The sequence below is a fragment of the Amycolatopsis circi genome (assembly GCF_003385235.1).
Taxonomy (GTDB): Bacteria; Actinomycetota; Actinomycetes; order Mycobacteriales; family Pseudonocardiaceae; genus Amycolatopsis; species Amycolatopsis circi.
This window is the reverse complement of record NZ_PQIA01000007.1, coordinates 87,305-105,614: the sequence shown is the minus strand read 5'-3', so window position 1 is coordinate 105,614 and position 18,310 is coordinate 87,305. Positions and strand designations below refer to the sequence as shown.

Sequence of the window (18,310 nt, the reverse complement as noted above, 5' to 3'; positions counted from 1 at the left end):
CCAACGTCTGGCGTCGAGTGCGAATGTCGAGGGCGAATGTCACGACACTACTCGGGTATGACCGGCGGACGGCCGTTATGTTTCGCGGACGCTAATTTCCCGGAATTTCACTCGCCCGGGGCACGGCGCGGCTGCCGCTGCGGCAGTCCGGGCCCGGCGGAGTCGTTGACCTCGGCAGCGATCTGGCGCATCGCGACGCCGTTGCCCGGCCGTTTCGGCAGCCCCGGCCACAGTTCGCTGGCTTCGCGGGCCGCGGCGCGCAGCCGTCCGCCGTCGAGTTTCGTGTGCGTTTCCGGGATCTCGCGGTCGAGCCACTGCACGATCAGCTTCAGCGGACCGGCGCTGGGCAGCGGCCACACGAAGACCGGGTGCTCGTAATGAAACTCCGACCCGCTCCCGTCCTCGACGCGCAGCACCGGCTCGTGCGGTTCGCCCGCGCTCGGCACCGAAACGGTTTCGGAGCTGGCCCGTCCGCCGTCCGGGAACAGCACGCCGACCAGCAGCGAGTTGTAGTCCGGGATGCGCCGGTGGCCGATCAACGGCGCACCGTCCATGCGGTCGCGCGAGTACACCGTGATCCGCAGCGTGAGCGCCTCCGGCCACACCTCGACCGCGCGCAGCGCCACGATGGTGCGCTCGGACCGGCCCAGCGGCGTCGCCCACGGCACCAGCGCGGGCACGATGTGGTCGGCGGGCGGGCCCGTCCACGGACGGCCCTCGTAGCCGAACAGCTCCCGCTCCCGGACGGGGAACAGGGGTCGCTCGCGAGGACCGTCCGTGAAGAAGCTCATCAGTCCTCGCGAGGGGCGAGACTGCCGTCGGAATCGGGCTTCTTGGCGCCCATGGCGTCCATCAGCTGGCGGGCGAGGCCGAGGCCCGTGCCGCCGAGGGAGAGCGCCTTGGTGAACATGTCCGACATCCCGTCCGCGCCGTTCAGGACCACCATGTGGTCGATATTGCTGAAGGCCTGCGCGCCGGCTTCGACGATCTCCGGCCAGCGCTCGGCCAGCTGTTGTGCTACCACAGCCTCCTGGTTCTCCGCCAGTGCGGCCGCGCGCGCCTTGATCGACTCGGCCTCGGCGAGCCCCTTCGCCTTCGCTGCTTCGGCTTCGGCCAGACCCTTGGCTTTCGCCGACTCGGCGTCCGCGAGGCCCTTCGCCTTGGCTGCCGCCGCTTCGGCTTCACCAGTAGCCTTCGTCGCGCTCGCGCTGGCTTCCGCCCGGGCCTTCGTGGCCTGCGCTTCGGCGTCCGCCGCGGTCTTGACCCGGGTCGCGTCCGCGCCCGCCCGCAGTTCGGTTTCCTTCGCCTGAGCCTGCGCACGGGCGATTTGCGCGTCGCGTTCCGCGTCGGCCGTGGTGCGCGTTTCGTACGCCTTCGCGTCGGCCGGTTTGCGGACCTGCGACTGCAGCCGCTGCTCGGACAGCGCCGCCTCCAGTTCCGCGGCCCTGGTCTCCTGGACCACGACCTCCTGGCGCGCGGTCGCCTCGGCCAGCGGGCCGGACTGGCTCGCCTTCGCCTTCGCCTGGTCCACCTCGGCCTGGTACCCGGCCTGCTGGATTTGGCTTTCCCGGATCGCGCCCGCCTTGCGCGCGGCGGAGACCTGCTCGGCCTCGGTGGCCTCCTGGTCGCGCTGCGCCTCGGCGATCCGCGCGGAGGCGGCGATCGCGGCCGCGTGCGGTTTGCCGAGGTTGACGATGTAGCCGGACTCGTCGTCGATCTCCTGGATCTGCAGCGAGTCCACGATCAGCCCGAGCTTGATCATCTCGGTCGCCGACGACTGGCGGACCTCGCCGGTCAGCGCGTCGCGGTTGTGGATCATCTCCTCGATGGTCAGCCCGCCCACGATCGAGCGCAGGTGCCCGGAGAACAGCTCGTGGATGGTGTCGTTCATGCCCTTCTGCTGGTCGAGGAACCGGCGGGCGGCGTTCGCGATCGAGGCGAAATCGTCGCCGACCTTGTAGATCACGACCGCGCGCACGGTGACCGGAAGACCCTGTTTCGTCACGCACGAGACCTGCAGGTTCACCCCTCGGGTGTCCAGCGACAGCCTGCGCGCGGTCTGGAAGCCCGGCAGCACGTTCACGCCGCGGCCGGTGATGATCTTGAACCCGAGGCTGTCGGCCGTTTCGGTGCGTTCGACCCGGACGCCCCAGCCGGAGATGATGAGCGCCTCGTTCGGCTCCGCCACCTTGTACAGGATCCGCAGGAGCCCGAACAGCAGGATCACGGCCACGACCGCGATCCCCACGATGACCCAGATTTCCATAGCCCTCGCCGCACTTTCCGTATTCAGCTGGCACGGCGCTCTGGCGCCGTCAGCACTGCGACGCGGTCAAGCGCGCAACGGTTGCCACCTTTCCACGTAGACCGTGCGCGGAGGCTCGAAATCGACCACTAGAACGGGTGTACCCACGGCAAAGGTGGTGTCCGGCTCGGCCGGATAGGCGTAAAAGGCCTCAGTGCCGCCGCGGACGCTGAGCAGCACCTCGCCGATCAGCCCGGGCCCGACGGTGCCGGTGACCCGGCCGCGGCTGCCGATCATCCGCCGAACCCCCGGATCTTGACCTTGGTTCCCTTGGGCACGAACGAGCCGGGGGCCGGGTCCTGCTGCAGGACGAAGTCGAAGCCGCCGCCGTGCCCGTGGCCGTTCCCGTCGCCGCCCTTGCGGTCGACGTCGAGCCCGGCCTGCTTGAGCATGTCCGCGGCCTGGTCGAACGGGCGGTACCGCACGTCCGGGACCTGCACCGCGTTGGAGACGTAGACCTTGACCTTCTTGGTCCCCGCCGCGCCCGCGCCCGGGTCGGTGCGCGTGACCGCCCCCGCGGGCACGGACTGCGAGAACTCCTCGCCGCCGTCCTGCGGCTGGAATCCGGCCTGCTTGAGGATCTGGAACGCCTCGTCCTTGGACCGCCCGGCGACGTCCGGGACCGGCGGAAGCGGCTCCGGGCCCTTGGACAGCACGAGCGTCACCTGGCCGCCGATGTCCACCGGGGTGCCCGCCGCCGGGCTCACGCTCACGACAGTGCCCTGCGGCGCGGTGTCGCTGTATTCCGGCGTGCCCTGGACGACGGTGAGCTTCTCGGCCTGGATCGCTTTCGTGGCGGTGTCGAGCGCGGTGCCGACCTGGATGTTCGGCACCTTCGGCTTGCCCTTCGACACGACCACGGACACGGTCGCGTCCTGGTCGAGCGTGGTGCCCGGGGCCGGATCCACCTTGATCACCCTGTTGGCGTCGACGGTGTTGTCGAATTCCTGGCTGTAGCGCGGGTTCAGCTTCGCCGCGCGCAGCTGGTCGCCGGCCTCGGCCTGGGTCAGCCCGGCCAGCTTCGGCACTGTCGTGGTCGTGACCTTGGAATCGCTGAGGATGAACGCGAACGCGCCGATTAGCCCGCCGAGCACCAGCACCCCGGCGATCGCCAGCGCGATCAGCTTGCGCTTGTCGCGCGGTTTCCGCGGTTCGTCCGGAGCGGGAGCGGGAGCTGGCGGCCCGGCGTGCGGCGGCCCGGCCGGGGGAGGCGCGGCGGGCACGGCGCGGGTCAGGGCGCGTGTGCCGCGGGGCCCGGAGACCGGCATGGTCTGCTGGCCCAGCGGAACGTTCTGCTGGACGGCCGGGATGTTCGGGAGCGTGCGTTCGACGTCCGACACCCGGTCGCCGTCCGGCGGCGGGGGCACCGGCACCGCGACCGGCTGCAGCCCGAGTTCGGCGCGCGCGGCCAGCAGCTGCGCCAGGAACTCGCTGGCGTCGGCCGGACGCTGCTCCGGATCGCGGCGGGTGGCGCGCAGGATCAGGTCGTCGAGGACCGGCGGCAGGTCCGGCCGCAGTTCGCTCGGACGCGGGACGTCGTCGTTCACGTGCCGGTACGCGACCGAGATCGCGGTGTCGCCGGTGTAGGGCAGCCGGCCGGTGAGCATCTCGTACAGCAGGATGCCTGCCGAATAGACGTCGCCGCGGGCCGTGGTGTCGCCGGTGGCGACCTGTTCGGGGGCCAGGTAGCCGACGGTGCCGAGGATGACGCTCGAGCTGGTGGTGCCCGCGCTGGCCACCGCGCGGACCAGGCCGAAGTCGCCGACCTTCACCACGCCGCCCGCCAGCTGCCCGCTGCGGCCGACGAGCACGTTCTCCGGCTTGACGTCGCGGTGCACCAGCCCGGCGGCGTGCGCGGCGGCCAGCGCGGCCAGCACCGGCTCCGCGACGCTCAGCGCGAGCGAGACGTCCAGCTGGCCCTGCTCGTCCAGCAGGTCGCGCAGCGTGCCGCCGTTGACCAGCTCCATCACCAGGAAGGCGAGGCCGGCGTCCTGGCCGGCCGGGGTGTCGAAGCCCTGGTCGTGCACGGCGACCACGTTCGGGTGATGCAACTGGGCGGCCGAACGCGCTTCGCGCACGAACCGGTCGACGAACGACCGGTCGTCGGCGAACCGCGGATCCATGATCTTGATCGCCACCGCCCGGTCGAGGCGGGTGTCGAGGCCCCGGTAGACGGCCGACATCCCGCCCCTGGCCAGCAGCTGGTCAACGCGGTACCGGCGTTCGAGCAGGGTGCCGACGAGGCTGGGCTGGGTGCGCGTCACGGTGGGCAATCGTACGGAACGGCGCGCGTGCCGGGGCGGGTCACCCGTGCGTAGCAGCGGGCCGGTCGGGGCAATGTGGCACAGTGTCACGTGTGAGTGGGATTCCTGTTGCCGACGACATCCTCGACACCGAGGTCGCGGTCAAGACGTTGTCGGAGGTGGCGGCCGCCTTGGGGGTGTCGGCCAACAAGGTCCGCCAGATGCTGCGGGACGGCGAGCTGATCGCCGTCCGGCGCAAGGGCGAACTCTGCGTGCCCGCCGCCTTCTTCGTGAAGGACGGCATCGTCAAGGGGCTGAGCGGCACCATCACCGTGCTCGCCGACTCCGGATTCAGCCGCACCGAGATGCTTCGCTGGCTCTTCGCCCCCGACGACACGCTCCCCGGCAGCACGCCGATCAACGCGCTGCGCACGAGCCACGGGACCGAGGTCAAGAGGCGCGCGCAGGCGATGGCGTTCTAGCCCTTCCCGCATTGCTCCGGACGGGCTGACAACAATTGCCCTCCCGGACAGAAACCGCGTTTTTCGTTGACGCGGTCAATTGGTCCAGTCCATCCTCGGAAACCGTCCTGAAAATCCTGCTCTGCCGCATGCTGGAGAGGAGCATCGGGCATGGGAGGACGGGTTTCCAGAAGACGCTGCGCCATCGCGTCGACGGTGCTGGTGCTGGGCGGTTCCGCTTTGCTGGCAACGCCCGCGGTCGCCGCGGTCGCGCCCTTCGCGGCGGCACCGCAAGCGCGGGAAGTGACGCTGATGACGGGGGACCGGCTCACGGTTTTCCCGGGTCCGAACGGCGGTACTAACTACGCCTTTTCGTCGCCGCCGCGCACCACTTTTCAGTCGTATCAAGCCGACGGCGGCGACCGTTATGTCATTCCCGGCGAGGCCGTTCCGTTTCTGGGGCAGCTGGACAAATCGCTGTTCGACGTCACCGCGCTGGCCCGGATGCGGTCCGGGAAGACGCCGCTGGATCTGACGTTCCCGGCTGGCGCGGCCCCGACGGCGCTGCCTGGGATCACGCTCACCTCGTCCGCGGGGAACACCGCGACCGGCTACCTCGCTTCCTCCGCCGAATTCACCGCTGACCTGCATCGACGCCTCGCGGCTGACGCGGCCGCCGGACGTTCGGCAGGCAGCAGCGCGTTGCCCGCGACGATCCGGCTGGCCGACGCGCCCCGTGAACAGCAGCCGCGCTATCCGATGAAGATCCTCGAACTCCGTCTCGCCGACCTGCGGGGCCGCTCGGTCAACGGCCTCGTGTCGCTGGTCAACACCGATTCCGCGGCCAAACTGCTGCGGCACGTCGACGTGGACGGAGTCACCCGGATCGCGGTTCCCGAGGGGCATTACGCCGCGTCCGCGACCTTCTCCGACTTCGACAGCAGCGGGAGCGTGACCGCCACCCGGACGTCGTGGGTCGAGGGATTCACCGTCGGCGACTCTCCGGACGCGCAGACCCTGACCGTGGAGGAGAAGTTCGCGACCGCCGAGGTCAAGGTGGCCGCGCCGAAGTCGGCCACGCAGGACTTGATCACCACCAATTACTACCGCGAGGACCCGACCGGCCGCGGATTCGCCGTCAGCATCGTGGGCAGCACGACCAAGCAGTACGTGCGACCGGTGCCGAAACCGGCTCAGGGCGTGCTGCACTACGTCGTGCAATGGGGCGGCAAAGCGCCCAAGCCGGAGGACCGGTACCGCGTCGACCTTTCGTTCGCCAGCGAGGGCATCGCCGAGAACCAGTCGTTTTCCACTAAGGACAGTGAACTCGCGACGGTCCGGGACCGGATGTACGCCGACCCCGCCGACACCATGCCGGTCGCGATCGACAACGGTCCGGTGGACCCGGTGATCGAGCGGCACGGACTGGGCGCGAGCGGTTTCTTCATCCCCGCTCGGGGCGTTTTGACCGACTACCTCGGCACCACGCACACCAGGGAATGGGTGCAGTACGAACAAAAAGGCTCGTCCTACCAGCTCATGACCGCCGATCCGCACGCCTACCGCCCGGGCAGCACCACGACCGTCGACTGGTCGCGCGGCCCGTTGTCCGCCGGTCTCGGCCAGTGGCAACGGGACCGGCTGTGCGAGGCATGTTACTCCGGCGGCACGGTTTCGGTCGCCATTCCGGAATTGCGGGACAGCGAACCGGACCACACCGCGGTTCCGTTGTTCTACGCGCCGCGGATACATTTCTCCTTGTACCGCAACGATCAGCAAGTCTTCGATCAGGACGGTGCCTATGGTGCGTCGGTCGAGGCGCCGAAAACGCCAGCGACCTTCCGCGGCGTGCTGGACGTCGACCGGACCGCGCTGCCCGGCGTCAGCCAGGCCGGAAAACTGCGCACTGAACTGACGCTGCAATACGACCCGGCCGCAGGCGGTGCCGCGCTACCGCTCCCGCATCGGTGCCGGGCCAGCGATCCGACGCAGCCGTGCCGAATCCTTGGTGCGCTGACCGTGGATTATCGGCTGGACTCCGATCTCTCCACGACGTCGTCCTCGCCGATGCAGGTGCTTGAGCTGCACGTCGGCCACGCGGCCTACAGCGGTGCCGGATCGCATTCGCCGATCACCTCGGCGACGGTTTCGGTGTCCGTCGACAACGGGGCCACCTGGCAGCCCGCGCAGGTCTTCGGACTGTTCGGCGAATACGTGGCGATGTGGCGGAATCCGCCAGCCGGAACGTCGCCGTCGCTGAGGGTGACCGCGCGGGATCAGGCGGGCAACGCGATCACGCAGACGATCAGCAACGCCTACACCGTCGGGAAGGCCGAGCGATGAAACGCATCAGTTTCCTGGCGGCGCTGATCGTCCTCGCCGCACTCGTCCCGTCCGTCGCGTCCGCCGGCCCACGAGACATCTGCGGCCCTGTTGCATCGGGATTCGCTCGCTGTTACGCCAAAGTGGACAGTCGCGCTGCCCTGCGCGCCAACGGATACAGCCTAGCTGACCTGCGTTCCGCCTACCGCTTACCCGACACCGGCGGAGCAGGCGAAACGATCGCCATCGTCGACGCTGGCGACGCCCCGACCGCCGAAGCGGACCTGGCGGTATATCGACAAACCTACGGCCTCCCGCCCTGCACCATGGCGAACGGCTGCTTCCGCAAAGTCAACCAGCACGGGGATGCCGCACCACTTCCACCGCGGCAAGGCGACTGGCCGGTCGAGACTGCTTTAGACCTGGACATGGCCTCCGCCGCCTGCTCTCAATGCAAACTCCTGCTGGTCGAGGGCGACGATGCGTCCTTCGAAGCACTCGGCACCTCAGTGGACTCAGCCGTGAAACTCGGCGCGACGATCGTGTCGAACAGCTACGGTGCAACGGAAAGCCATTGGTCCGGCGATTACGCCGCGCACTACCAGCATCCTGGCGTGGCGATAGTCGCGTCGAGCGGCGACGGCGGATTCGAGGCACCGAGCGCACCCGCGGTGTACTCGAGCGTCGTCGCAGTCGGCGGCACCTCACTGTCCAAAGCGGACAACGCGCGCGGCTGGACCGAATCGGTGTGGAAGGGCGCGTCGAGCGGATGCTCGGCCTGGGTGGCGAAACCCGCGTGGCAGAAGGACCCGAACTGCCCCGGCCGGACCGTCGCCGACGTCGCTGCGGTAGCTGATCCCGCCACCGGACCCGCTGTCTATGAGACAACGGTCCTGTCCGGCTGGACGGTAGTCGGCGGCACGAGCGCGTCGGCGCCGTTCATCGCAGGAGTCATCGCTTTGTCCGGACACCACGACCAGTATCCGGACGCTTCGCGACTGTACGCTGGGAAACTGAACGATGTCGTCGGCGGAGACAATGTCGGATTCGAGGAATGCGGAGACTACCTCTGCACCGGCGTCCCGGGCTACGACGGTCCGACCGGCAATGGAACTCCTAATGGACTAGCTGCTTTCTGACCGTCCACCACGGATGCGCGACCGCCGCGACCACCTGCATCCCCGCCGCCGCAGCCAATGCGACGGCGGGGGAGCAGGCGGCCAGCGGCCCAGCTACTGCGTTCCCCAAAGCTATCCCGGCGATCTTGATGCTGGCCGCAGTGGTGAACACCTGCGCCCGCATTTCCGGCGGCGCTTCCCGATGCCGAACCGCGAACAATGATGCGAGTTGCGGCCCTTCGCCGATTCCCGTGAGCGCGACTGCCGCGACCAGTAGAGGCGCATTCGGTGCTACCGCAGCGCCTGCGAGCCCAATCCCAATAGCGACAGTGCTCAACTGGATCGCACGATCCGGCGAATACGACCGTCGCGAGAGAACCGCATTCGCCAGCAACGACGCGACCGACAATCCGATGAGCAACAATGTCCCGTACCCCGCGCCGCCAAGCCGCTGCTCGCCGACCAGCGGGTAGCAGACGAACGCCATCCCGATCCCGACGCACGACAGCGTCGAGGTGGCGGTCGACTGCCGCAGCGCGGGATTTCGGAGGAGAACCGTTGCTGCTTCAAAGAACCGCGGCCGCGGCTTTTCGCCACTCGCGGGAAGCCGCCACGCGAACGGTACCGCGAGCAACGCCAGCGCCCCGGCCACGACCATCGCAACCGGCGCCCCTGCAGCCGTGGCGAGCACGCCCGCGAGCCCCGGTCCGACGAGCGCCGCCGCGGTGAACGTCATCGCGTCGAGCGTGCTCGCCCTGCCGAGCTTGGCCGCCGGTACGAGCGCGGGCACCTGCGCCGTCCACCCGCCCCCGATCGCCGGTGCCAGCAACCCCGTCAGCACGGCAATCCCCACCACCAGCGCAAACGGCGCCGTCCCGAAGAGCGCGGTGATCGCGGCCAACCCCGCCGCGTACCCGATCAACCCGACCGCAAGGATCCGGCCAGGACTGCGCGACCGGTCCAGGACCGCGCCCAGCAACGGCCCGCCGACCGCCGCCGCGACAGTGAGCCCGGCCAGCAGCGCCGACCCCGCGACCGCCCCCGAAGCACCCACGCCGAGCAGCAGCAATGCCGGACTGGACAGTTCGTCGCCAGTGCGCGCAGCGGTCGCCCCGGTCAGATACGCCGCGAATCTGTAACGGCTTGTCACCGATGAGATGTTACAGTGGCTCATGCCTGGAACGCAGCCGGATTTCGCGGGCCGCTCCGCTCGGGACGCCGTCCGCCGTGCCGTAGCGCTGCTCGACGTGCTGCTGACGGAGGACCCGTCCCCGGATTCGGTAGCCGCAGTACTGGTCGAGCACGGCGAACCGCAGCTCCAGCTTTCCGCGCGCGAGGTCGCTGAGTTACGTGCCGCCGCGCTGGAACTGCGTGAGGTCTTCGCCGCACCAGACGCCGCTTCGGCAGCCAAGGTGTTGAACGCCCTGTTCACCGCCTACGCCGGACCCCCGCGCCTGACCGCACACGACGACGACTTCGGCTGGCACCTGCACGTCGACGCGACCGACGACGGCCCGTGGGGCGCCTGGCTGATCACCTCCTCCGCGCTGGCCCTAGCGACCCTGCTGGCCGACCGCCAGAGCGTCCCCGGCGGCCTGTGCGCGTCGCCGTCGTGCGGGAAACCCTTCGCGCACTTAGGCGGAGGAAGCCCGCGCCGCTACTGCTCTTCCCGTTGCGCCACAAGGGAACGCGTCGCCGCCCACCGCGCCCGGCTAACCTGACCACCATGGAGCTTCTTTCCCTGGCGGCGTTCAGACGTTTCGTCCAGGCCAATCCACTGGGCGTCGTCGCCACCACTGCGGTGAACGGCCACCCCGAAGCGGCCCTGGTCAGCTTCGCCGTCACCTCGGACGGATCGTTGCTGTTCAACGCCAACCTCGCCACACGCAAAGTCGCCAACCTCCGCGCCAACCCACGCGCCGCTGCGGTAATCGGCTGCACTGGCGCCCTTTCGATCCAGGCAGAAGGCCCGGCAGTCATCGAATCCGGTGCCGCCCGCCGAGACGCTGGCGAGGTCTACCTGGACCAGTTCCCCGGTTCCCGAGCCCTCGACGAGGCTTTCGCCCTCATCCGGTTGACCCCGGATTGGCTGCGCTCCTACGACGCCAGCGTCGAGCCAGCCCAGGTCAGCGAGGGCGTCCCGGCCTGGAAGTAACCGCCCGCCGCACTAGTGCAGGCAACGCGACCGCAAGCCGCCGCCCCGTGCCCACGACCGCGCGCCGGTTCAAGACGGCGTAGTCCATCGCCTCGATCTCATCGAGAATGCCTTCGTACAACGTAATAGCCGTCTGCACACAAGGCCGAGATTCCGGCCGCAGCAACGGAATCCCCGCCTCAGCTCGCCGATACACCGCACGCGTCCGCGAAACCGCCACCGCCAGCGCCGCCCGTACCCGAGGATCCGGCTCGCCCCGGCGCGCGTTCAGCAGCACAGCCCGGTCCACCCCAAACGCCGCTAATTCGGAGGTAGGCAGATACAACCGCCCACGGTCGAGATCCTCCCCGACGTCCCGCAGGAAATTGGTCAGCTGAAACGCTTCCCCCAACGCCGCCGCGCTAGGCGAAGCCTCCTCCAGCGGCACGACAGTCCCGAACACCGGCAACATCTGCAGCCCGATCACACAAGCCGAACCGTAGATGTACTCGCCAAGATCGGCGTAAGTCGCGTACTCCGTAACGGTCAGATCCATGCGCATGGAATGCAGGAACGCATCCACCAAATCACGCCGGATGTCGTAGCGAGCCACCGTATCCGCGAGCGCGGCCAGCACCGGATCGGCCGGGGCGCTCCCGTCGTAAACCTCGTCGACGAGCCCGGCGACTTTGTCCAGCGTGACCGCCGGATCGGTGCCGGGCTCAGGATTGTCGACCAGTTCGTCAGCCATCCGCGCGAAGCCGTACAGCGCGTGCGCTGCTGGCCGAGCCCGCGCCGGAAGCAGGCGCGTGGCAAGGAAAAACGTGCGGCCGTGATGGGCGTTGATGCGGCGGCACTCCGTATAGGCAGAGCGCAGCGCGGGCTCGACTATGCCAGCCGCGTCGAGTTCGCTCACCGGCCGGTGATCCGTTCCGCAGCGAGCCGTCCGGAGATCAACACTGGCGGGATCCCGACGCCCGGCGTCGTCCCGCATCCGGCGAGCACGACGTTTTCCGCCGCCCGCACCAGGTTCGCGGGCCGGAACGGGCCGGTCTGGGGAAAGGTGTGCGCGAGCGAGAACGGTGTCCCGGCGGTCAAACCGCGCGCCGCCCAGTCGGCCGGAGTCAGCTGTTCGTCCACAATGTACTCTTCGCGGAACCCGGTGAGCCCGCGCGATTCCAGCGTACGCAACAGTTCTTCGCGATAAGCCGGGCCGACGCGCGTCCAGTCGATCGGACCAGTGTTCAGGTTCGGAGCCGGAGCGAGCACGGAGACGATCTCGCCGCCGTCGCCGGCGAGCGACGGCTGGGTCGCGGTCGGGCGCGTGACCAGCAGAGACGGATCGCTCATCAGCTTGCCCTCGCGGACAATCTCGGCGAAGGTCCGCTCCCAAGCCTGGCCGAAAAAGATCGTGTGGTGGTCCAACTCGGGCCACGAACGGTCCGCGTGCCCGTGCAGCACGAACGCCGACGGCGAGTACTTCAAGGGCAGCACACGACGCGGACGCGCGCCGATCAACCGATACGCCGCCGAAAGCTCTGTCGCGAGCACCACGGCGTCACATTCAATACGCTCGCCCGAACGCGTGCGTACAGCGCGTACGCGAGATGACACCCGTTCAAGCCATGCAGCTTCCGTACCGAACCGCAGCTCGGCACCAGCGCGCGTCGCAGCGTCGGACATCGCGCGGGCGATAGCGCCCATGCCGCCGCGCGGGTAGTACACACCGCCGACAGTGTCCATGTACGCGATGACGCCGTACGCGCCCAGCGCACGCGCGGGGTCGAGACCCGCGTACAGCGCCTGAAACGAGAAGAGCCGCCGTACGCGCTCGTCGTGCAAGAAGCTGGAGACGCGCGGTCCTAACCGTCCGAAGCCGCCCAACGCGGCGAGCTTCACGAGTTCCGGACGGACCAGATCCAGCGGCGAATCGAAGTTCGCGCCGATGAAGTGGTCCTTCTGCGCCGCGTACAGCTCGGTGAGCCACCGCCGCAGCCGCCGGTAACCGTCCGCCTCGGCCGGACCGGCGAACGACCGGATCTCGGCTTCCATCGCGTCGCCGTCGGTGTGCACGGCGAGCGTGCTGCCGTCGGCGAAGCGAGCCCGGTACGCCGGATCGAGCCTGGTCAGCGGCACTGTCTCGGCCAGAGATTCTCCGACGGCGTGCAGGGCTTCGTCGACCAGTTCCGGCATGGTCAGCACGCTGGCCCCGGTGTCGACCGCGTTCGCGCCGAAGTCCTGCTGCCCGGCCCGTCCGCCGGGCATCTTCTGCTGCTCCAGCAGCGTCACCCGCCGTCCCGCGCCGAGCAGGTGCAGCGTCGCCGACAGCCCGGCCAGCCCGGCGCCGACGACCACCACGTGGTCGGCGGGCCCGTTCACCGTCCGCATCAGAACTTCCGCTGAGTAGCCAGCCGGATCAGCCCGGCGAGTGCCGACGGGGCGGGCTCGGCCAGGTGCGCGCGCTCCAGCGCGGCGTTCGCGGAGGCGGTCAGCTCGTCGATCCGGCGCTCCACCGCGGCGACCGCGCCGACCGAGGTCAGCGCCTCGCGCACCTGGTCCACCGTGCCGCTGGTCAGGTCGGCCGCCCCGATCGCGTCGGCGATCACCTTGGCCGCGACGTGGTCGCCCCGCCCAGTGGCCAGCTGCAGACCCAGCGCCACGAGCAGGGTGCGCTTGCCCTCGCGCAGGTCGTCGCCGGCGGGTTTGCCGGTCACCGACGGGTCGCCGAACACGCCGAGCAGGTCGTCGCGCAGCTGGAACGCCACGCCGACGTCGCCGCCGAACTCCAGCAGCGTGGCGATCAGCCGCTCGTCCGCCCCGGCGAGCGAGGCACCGAGGTGCAGCGGCCGCTGGACGGTGTACGCGGCGGTCTTGAGCCGGTCGATCCGCAGCGCGGCTTCGGGCGAAGCGTCGCCCACTGCCTGGGTGCGGACGTCGAGGTACTGCCCGGCGAGGACTTCCGTGCGCATCGCGCGCCAAGCCGGACGAGCCGCGGCGATGGTGGCCGCGGGCAGCGGAGCCTCGGCGAACATGTCGTCGGCCCAGGCCAGCGCCAAGTCGCCCACCAGCACCGCGCTGGCCAGCCCGAACACCGACGGCGAGCCGAGCCAGCCGCGGTCCGCGTGCAGTTTCTCGGCGGCCACGTGCACGGTCGGCCTGCCGCGGCGCGAGTCGGAGGAGTCGATGAGGTCGTCGTGGATCAGCGCGCACGCCTGGATCAGCTCGAGGCTCGCGACCGCCTGCAGCGCGCCCTCGGCGAGCGGTCCGGACGCCGCGCCGCCCGCGCCGCGCCAGCCCCACCAGGCGAACGTCGGCCGGATCCGCTTGCCGCCGCCCAGCACGAAACCGGACAGCGCCTCGATCCCGGGCGCGACGCTCGGCTCGGTGCGCAGGATCTCGGTCCCCGCCCGGCCGAGGAAATCGGCCAGCGCACGCTCCACGTGCACGGGGAGATCGGCGTCGAATCCGGGCGCGTCCATGCCTTCATCCTCCGGGACGAGGACGGTCGGGGTCACGCCGGGCGCCCCCGGATGTGGCGCACCAGACGCGCTCAGCCGCTCCGGAACGCGTCAGGCCGCCCGCTCGCCGCGAAGTAGCCCGCCGCCTCGACCGGTCCGCGCGGCCGGTAGCCGGGTTCGAGACAGCCCGTGTACCAGTCTTTCGCGAGATGCCACAGATCGCCGAGGCCGAGCACCTCGCCCGGACTGTCCACACAGGACTCTCCGCAGTACAGCCGCTGCTTCCCGCGGTCGCCCGCGAGCTGGTCGGGCGAAGCCGGGAAGTACGCGACCTGCGCGCCGCCCGGCGGCCGGTCCCGCCGCACGACCAGCGCGGACGGCTCGCCGCAGCCGGGACAGCGCGTCGCCACCAGCACCTCGGGCTCGCCGGAGACGAGGTGCGGGATCGCGAACGAATCCCAGGCGCACCCGCCCCACCACATGGTGTGCTCGCCCATCACCGCGAATCCGAGCGGGACCGCCGCGAACGGCGCGGCCAGCGCGACGTGCTCGCATTCGTCGAGCCACAGCCATCTCGGGTCGGCCATCCGGTGCAGCGCCTGTTTCGCCACCGCGAGCGACCCGTGCGCGGCGTCGGCCAATTCGGGCGCGGTGGGCGGGCGGCCGCGGGCGGCGAACGCGCGGTAGACGGCCACGCGCACGTCTTCGTCCCAGGCCAGATCGTCTTTACTGCTCATGGGCTCGCCTCCCCGGAGGGTTCGCCCCTGACGGTACGCGGGGTTCGCGGTCCGTGAGGGGAACCCTGAGGGACTCAGAGTCCCTCAGGGTTCCCCTCACGGACGTTCCCGGCACGGGGTAGGCGCGTGGCCAAGCCCACCTCGACGCTCTGCCGCGGCTCGAGGCGAGCCACTACCATTTCACCCCATGACGTCGGTGATCGAAAGGCTGCGGGGGGACGGGCCCGCGTTCTCCGTCGAGTTCTTCCCGCCCCGCGACGAGGCCGACGAGGCCGTCCTGTGGAAGGCCATCCGCGAGCTGGAACCGCTGGACCCGGCGTACATGTCGATCACCTACGGCGCGGGCGGTTCGAGCCGCGACGGCACCATCCGCAGCATCGCCCGCGTCGCCACCGAAACCACGCTCTGCCCGATGGCCCACCTGACGGCGGTCGACCATTCGGTGTCCGAACTGCGGAACGTGATCGGCTGGTACGCGGCGGTCGGCGTGCGCAACATCCTCGCGCTGCGCGGCGACCCGCCCGGCGACGTCTACGGCGACTGGGTGCCGCACCCCGAGGGCCTCACCTACGCCGAGGAACTGGTCGAGCTGGTCCGCTCGCTCGGCGACTTCTGCGTCGGCGTCTCGGCGTTCCCGTACGGCCACCCGCGTTCGGCGGACCTGGAAGCGGACACGAAGCACCTGGTCCGCAAGTTCCGCGCGGGAGCCGATTTCGCGATCGCGCAGCTGTTTTTCGAGGCCGAGGATTTCCTGCGGCTGCGAGACCGGGTCGCCGCCGCGGTCTGCGACGCGCTCGTGCTGCCCGGCATCATGCCGCTGACCACCCTGCGGACGCTGCACACGACGATCAAACTCTCCGGAGCCCCGGCGTCGCAGCGCCTGCTCGACCGGCTCGAACCGTTCTCCGACGACCCCAAGGCGTTCCGCGCGGCCGGGATCGACTGGGTTACCGAACTGTGCGAGAAATTGATCGCCGAAGGCGTGCCCGACCTGCACTTCTACACCTTCAACCGGTCCAAGGCGACCCGCGAGGTGGTCACCCGGCTCGGGCTGGTGCCCGCCCGCACTTACTAATCCGACCAAAAGCAGGCCGACCCCCATCCGGCACGTAACCGTTGCTGCGAAGCCATTAGGCCGTGACTGTGGTCGGATTAGTAACGATCGGCACAGTACTCCGTGGGCTCGGGGCGCCTCCGGCCGGTAGCGTGCCGGACATGGCTTCCACCGAACAGAGCGTTCCGGAGATCTGCGACCGGTACGTCGACGATTACGTGGCCGTGGACCCGGTCGCGGCCACCATGCTCGGCGTCGCGGGCTACGACGACCAACTGACCGACTATTCGCCCGCGGGCCACGACGCCCGCGCGGACCTGGCGCGGCGCGCGCTGGCCGCGGTGACCGCCGCGGAACCGGCGGACGCGGGGGAGCGGGTCGCGAAGGCCGTGTTCAGCGAGCGGATCGGCCTCGAGCTGGAGATCCACGACGCGGGCCTCGACGCCGCCTCGCTCAACGTGATCGAGAGCCCGGTGCAGGGCCTGCGCATGGTCTTCGACCTGATGCCGACCGACACCCCGGCCGACTGGGCGAACGTCGCGGCCCGGCTGCCGAAGGTGCCCGAGGCGCTGGCCGGGGTCCGCGCGTCGCTGCTGGCCGCGGCGGACAAGGGACAGGTTTCGGCGCTGCGGCAGGTCTCGAAGGTGGCCGAGCAGTGCGAGACCTGGGCCGGGCTCAAGGACGGCCCAGGTTTCTTCGCCAGCATGGTCGCCGACGCGGGTGTCGATTCGCTGAAGTCCGACCTGGCCGCCGGGGCGCGGGCCGCGGACGAGGCGTTCGCGGAGTTCGCCGGATTCCTGCGCGCCGAACTGGCCCCGAAGGCCCCGGTCAAGGACGCCGTCGGCGAGGACACCTACCGGCTGTGGTCGCGCTACTTCATCGGCGCGGAGCTGGACCTGCGCGAGGCGTACGAGTGGGGCTGGCACGAGTTTTCGCGTCTCGAAACGGAAATGCGCGCGGTTGCGAACCGCATCAAGCCCGGCTCGACGCCCGCTGAGGCCGCGGCAGTGCTCGACGCCGACCCGCGTTACCGCGTGCAGGGCCGCCCGCAGTTCGAAGCGTGGATGCAGCAGCTGTCCGATGACGCGTTGAAGTCGTTGCGCGGCAAGCATTTCGACATCCCGGACCGGTTGATGGCGCTGGAGTGCAAGATCGCCCCGCCCGGCGGCGGCGTCGGCGCGTACTACACCGGACCGAGCGAGGACTTCAGCCGCCCCGGCCGGATGTGGTGGTCGCTTCCCGCGGACCGCAACGATTTCACGACGTGGCGCGAGGTTTCGACGGTCTACCACGAGGGCGTCCCGGGCCACCACCTGCAGATCGCGACGGCGGTCAACCAGGCGGAGACGCTCACGAAGTACCAGCGGCTGATGACGTTCATCTCGGCGCACGGCGAAGGCTGGGCGCTGTACGCGGAACGCCTCATGGAGGAGCTGGGCTACCTCTCCGACGACGGCAACCTGCTCGGCATGCTGTCCGAGCAGATGTTCCGCGCCGCCCGCGTCGTGGTCGACCTCGGCATGCACCTGGAACTGGAAATCCCGGCGGGCACCGGATTCCACGAGGGTTCGCGCTGGACGCCGGAGCTGGGCCTGGAGTTCATGCTGACCCGCACGATCACCGACCACGCGCACGTCCACGACGAGATCGACCGCTACCTCGGCTGGCCGGGCCAGGCCCCCGCGTACAAGCTCGGCGAACGCCTCTGGCTCGCGGCGCGCGACGACGCCCGGGCACGGCAGGGTTCGGCGTTCGACATCAAGCAGTTCCACACCAAGGCCCTGCAGATGGGCGGCATGGGACTGGACACGCTGCGCGAACAGCTGGCGCAACTGGACTGAGACTGCTTTCCCGGGCCAGGGTTTCTTCTGCTGGCCCGGGAGTCTCGTTGCCTATGTTTACCGCTCAGCTCATCGAAACCACCCGGTTGGACCTGGTGCCGCTGTCCGTCTCGCATGCCGAGGAGATGGCGTCGGTGCTGTCCGATCCGTCCCTGCACACCTATATCGGCGGTGCTCCGGACTCCGTGGCAGCTCTCCGCTCGCGCTACCGGCGGATGACCGCGGGCTCGCCCGACCCCGCGGTGTCCTGGCTGAACTGGGTTATCCAGGAGCGCGATTCCGGCCTGGCAGGCACTGTTCAGGCGACGGTCGACGGTTCGGTCGCCGAAATCGCCTGGGTGGTGGGCACTCCGTGGCAAGGCCGAGGCATCGCCACCGAAGCGGCCCGAGGACTGGTCGATTGGCTCTGCCGACAGCCGGTGGACGCGATCATCGCCCACATCCACCCGGAAAACCGGGCTTCCGCCGCCGTCGCCGCCGCGGTCGGGCTCACGGCCACCGACGAGTGGCAGGACGGCGAAATCCGCTGGCGCCGCGCGCGACAAACCCGTTGATTGTCTCCTCGGTCTCTGGTTAGGCTCCCGCCCGTGCAGTGGCTTCTCGTCGTCATCCCACCACCAGCCTCCTGAGCGGGGCA

Annotated in this window: 17 protein-coding genes; 8 read left to right on the top strand and 9 right to left on the bottom strand. The window is 69.8% G+C overall.

Annotation, left to right across the window (positions count from 1 at the left end; all coding sequences use genetic code 11):
- Window positions 1-107 precede the first annotated feature (107 nt).
- The 4 genes from D0D37_RS03560 to pknB form a co-directional block, all read right to left on the bottom strand.
- Window positions 108-791: a hypothetical protein gene (locus D0D37_RS03560; RefSeq protein ID WP_116199046.1), complete on the bottom strand. Its 684-nt coding sequence runs from the start codon at window positions 789-791 to the stop codon at window positions 108-110.
- Window positions 791-2,266 carry an SPFH domain-containing protein gene (locus D0D37_RS03555; RefSeq protein WP_116199045.1) on the bottom strand — a complete coding sequence of 492 codons (1,476 nt, stop codon included), beginning with the start codon at window positions 2,264-2,266 and terminating at the stop codon, window positions 791-793. The genes D0D37_RS03560 and D0D37_RS03555 overlap by 1 nt, the downstream gene beginning before the upstream one ends.
- A 66-nt stretch (window positions 2,267-2,332) precedes the next feature.
- Complete coding sequence (locus D0D37_RS03550) at window positions 2,333-2,542, bottom strand: hypothetical protein (protein ID WP_037809693.1); 210 nt, start codon at window positions 2,540-2,542, stop codon at window positions 2,333-2,335.
- Window positions 2,539-4,569, bottom strand: coding sequence for a Stk1 family PASTA domain-containing Ser/Thr kinase (gene pknB / locus D0D37_RS03545; protein WP_116199044.1), 2,031 nt, complete (start codon window positions 4,567-4,569; stop codon window positions 2,539-2,541). The genes D0D37_RS03550 and pknB overlap by 4 nt, the downstream gene beginning before the upstream one ends.
- A 92-nt stretch (window positions 4,570-4,661) precedes the next feature.
- On the opposite strand from pknB, the gene D0D37_RS03540 reads away from it, so the two are divergent.
- The 3 genes from D0D37_RS03540 (at window position 4,662) to D0D37_RS03530 (ending at window position 8,470) form a co-directional block, all read left to right on the top strand.
- Window positions 4,662-5,030, top strand: coding sequence for an Rv2175c family DNA-binding protein (locus tag D0D37_RS03540; RefSeq protein WP_116199043.1), 369 nt, complete (start codon window positions 4,662-4,664; stop codon window positions 5,028-5,030).
- 150 nt (window positions 5,031-5,180) lie between these two features.
- Entirely contained in the window at window positions 5,181-7,352 is a 2,172-nt protein-coding gene (locus D0D37_RS03535) for a hypothetical protein (RefSeq protein ID WP_162834061.1), read from the top strand.
- Window positions 7,349-8,470 (top strand): S53 family peptidase, encoded by a 1,122-nt coding sequence (locus tag D0D37_RS03530; RefSeq protein WP_116199041.1) that lies wholly within the window; start codon window positions 7,349-7,351, stop codon window positions 8,468-8,470. Before D0D37_RS03535 ends, D0D37_RS03530 begins: the two co-directional genes overlap by 4 nt.
- On the opposite strand, the gene D0D37_RS03525 is transcribed toward D0D37_RS03530, so the two are convergent.
- Window positions 8,448-9,599: an MFS transporter gene (locus D0D37_RS03525; protein WP_244223362.1), complete on the bottom strand. Its 1,152-nt coding sequence runs from the start codon at window positions 9,597-9,599 to the stop codon at window positions 8,448-8,450. The two genes, D0D37_RS03530 and D0D37_RS03525, sit on opposite strands and share 23 nt — an antisense overlap.
- Before the next feature lie 22 nt (window positions 9,600-9,621).
- On the opposite strand from D0D37_RS03525, the gene D0D37_RS03520 reads away from it, so the two are divergent.
- Entirely contained in the window at window positions 9,622-10,170 is a 549-nt protein-coding gene (locus tag D0D37_RS03520) for a CGNR zinc finger domain-containing protein (RefSeq protein ID WP_116199039.1), read from the top strand.
- A 5-nt stretch (window positions 10,171-10,175) separates the two neighbouring features.
- Window positions 10,176-10,604 carry a pyridoxamine 5'-phosphate oxidase family protein gene (locus tag D0D37_RS03515; RefSeq protein WP_116199038.1) on the top strand — a complete coding sequence of 143 codons (429 nt, stop codon included), beginning with the start codon at window positions 10,176-10,178 and terminating at the stop codon, window positions 10,602-10,604.
- Here D0D37_RS03515 and D0D37_RS03510 read toward each other — a convergent pair.
- From D0D37_RS03510 to merB, 4 genes are all read right to left on the bottom strand, one after another.
- Entirely contained in the window at window positions 10,576-11,499 is a 924-nt protein-coding gene (locus D0D37_RS03510) for a phytoene/squalene synthase family protein (RefSeq protein ID WP_116199037.1), read from the bottom strand. The genes D0D37_RS03515 and D0D37_RS03510 overlap by 29 nt on opposite strands.
- The gene (crtI, locus tag D0D37_RS03505; protein ID WP_116199036.1) at window positions 11,496-12,971 is read right to left on the bottom strand and encodes a phytoene desaturase family protein; all 1,476 of its coding nucleotides are present in this window, start codon (window positions 12,969-12,971) and stop codon (window positions 11,496-11,498) included. The genes D0D37_RS03510 and crtI overlap by 4 nt, the downstream gene beginning before the upstream one ends.
- On the bottom strand, window positions 12,971-14,062 hold the full coding sequence (locus D0D37_RS03500) for a polyprenyl synthetase family protein (RefSeq protein WP_116199035.1): 1,092 nt from the start codon (window positions 14,060-14,062) through the stop codon (window positions 12,971-12,973). Before D0D37_RS03500 ends, crtI begins: the two co-directional genes overlap by 1 nt.
- A 71-nt stretch (window positions 14,063-14,133) precedes the next feature.
- The gene (merB, locus tag D0D37_RS03495) at window positions 14,134-14,778 is read right to left on the bottom strand and encodes an organomercurial lyase (protein WP_116199034.1); all 645 of its coding nucleotides are present in this window, start codon (window positions 14,776-14,778) and stop codon (window positions 14,134-14,136) included.
- A gap of 187 nt (window positions 14,779-14,965) precedes the next feature.
- Between merB and D0D37_RS03490 the strand changes: the two genes are divergently transcribed.
- The 3 genes from D0D37_RS03490 to D0D37_RS03480 all read left to right on the top strand — a co-directional run bounded on the left by D0D37_RS03490 (window position 14,966) and on the right by D0D37_RS03480 (window position 18,227).
- Window positions 14,966-15,853: a methylenetetrahydrofolate reductase gene (locus tag D0D37_RS03490; protein ID WP_116199033.1), complete on the top strand. Its 888-nt coding sequence runs from the start codon at window positions 14,966-14,968 to the stop codon at window positions 15,851-15,853.
- 140 nt (window positions 15,854-15,993) lie between these two features.
- The gene (locus D0D37_RS03485; protein WP_208719776.1) at window positions 15,994-17,673 is read left to right on the top strand and encodes a DUF885 domain-containing protein; all 1,680 of its coding nucleotides are present in this window, start codon (window positions 15,994-15,996) and stop codon (window positions 17,671-17,673) included.
- Between the two features lie 53 nt (window positions 17,674-17,726).
- Window positions 17,727-18,227, top strand: coding sequence for a GNAT family N-acetyltransferase (locus tag D0D37_RS03480; RefSeq protein WP_116199031.1), 501 nt, complete (start codon window positions 17,727-17,729; stop codon window positions 18,225-18,227).
- Window positions 18,228-18,310 lie beyond the last annotated feature (83 nt).

Coding starts and splice junctions, on each gene's coding strand:
- D0D37_RS03560 (WP_116199046.1), bottom strand. CDS start 791: ATGAGCTTCTTCACGGACGGTCCTCGCGAGCGACCCCTGTTCCCCGTC.
- D0D37_RS03555 (WP_116199045.1), bottom strand. CDS start 2,266: ATGGAAATCTGGGTCATCGTGGGGATCGCGGTCGTGGCCGTGATCCTG.
- D0D37_RS03550 (WP_037809693.1), bottom strand. CDS start 2,542: ATGATCGGCAGCCGCGGCCGGGTCACCGGCACCGTCGGGCCCGGGCTG.
- D0D37_RS03535 (WP_162834061.1), top strand. CDS start 5,181: ATGGGAGGACGGGTTTCCAGAAGACGCTGCGCCATCGCGTCGACGGTG.
- D0D37_RS03530 (WP_116199041.1), top strand. CDS start 7,349: ATGAAACGCATCAGTTTCCTGGCGGCGCTGATCGTCCTCGCCGCACTC.
- D0D37_RS03520 (WP_116199039.1), top strand. CDS start 9,622: ATGCCTGGAACGCAGCCGGATTTCGCGGGCCGCTCCGCTCGGGACGCC.
- D0D37_RS03515 (WP_116199038.1), top strand. CDS start 10,176: ATGGAGCTTCTTTCCCTGGCGGCGTTCAGACGTTTCGTCCAGGCCAAT.
- crtI (WP_116199036.1), bottom strand. CDS start 12,971: ATGCGGACGGTGAACGGGCCCGCCGACCACGTGGTGGTCGTCGGCGCC.
- D0D37_RS03500 (WP_116199035.1), bottom strand. CDS start 14,062: ATGGACGCGCCCGGATTCGACGCCGATCTCCCCGTGCACGTGGAGCGT.
- merB (WP_116199034.1), bottom strand. CDS start 14,778: ATGAGCAGTAAAGACGATCTGGCCTGGGACGAAGACGTGCGCGTGGCC.
- D0D37_RS03490 (WP_116199033.1), top strand. CDS start 14,966: ATGACGTCGGTGATCGAAAGGCTGCGGGGGGACGGGCCCGCGTTCTCC.
- D0D37_RS03485 (WP_208719776.1), top strand. CDS start 15,994: ATGGCTTCCACCGAACAGAGCGTTCCGGAGATCTGCGACCGGTACGTC.
- D0D37_RS03480 (WP_116199031.1), top strand. CDS start 17,727: ATGTTTACCGCTCAGCTCATCGAAACCACCCGGTTGGACCTGGTGCCG.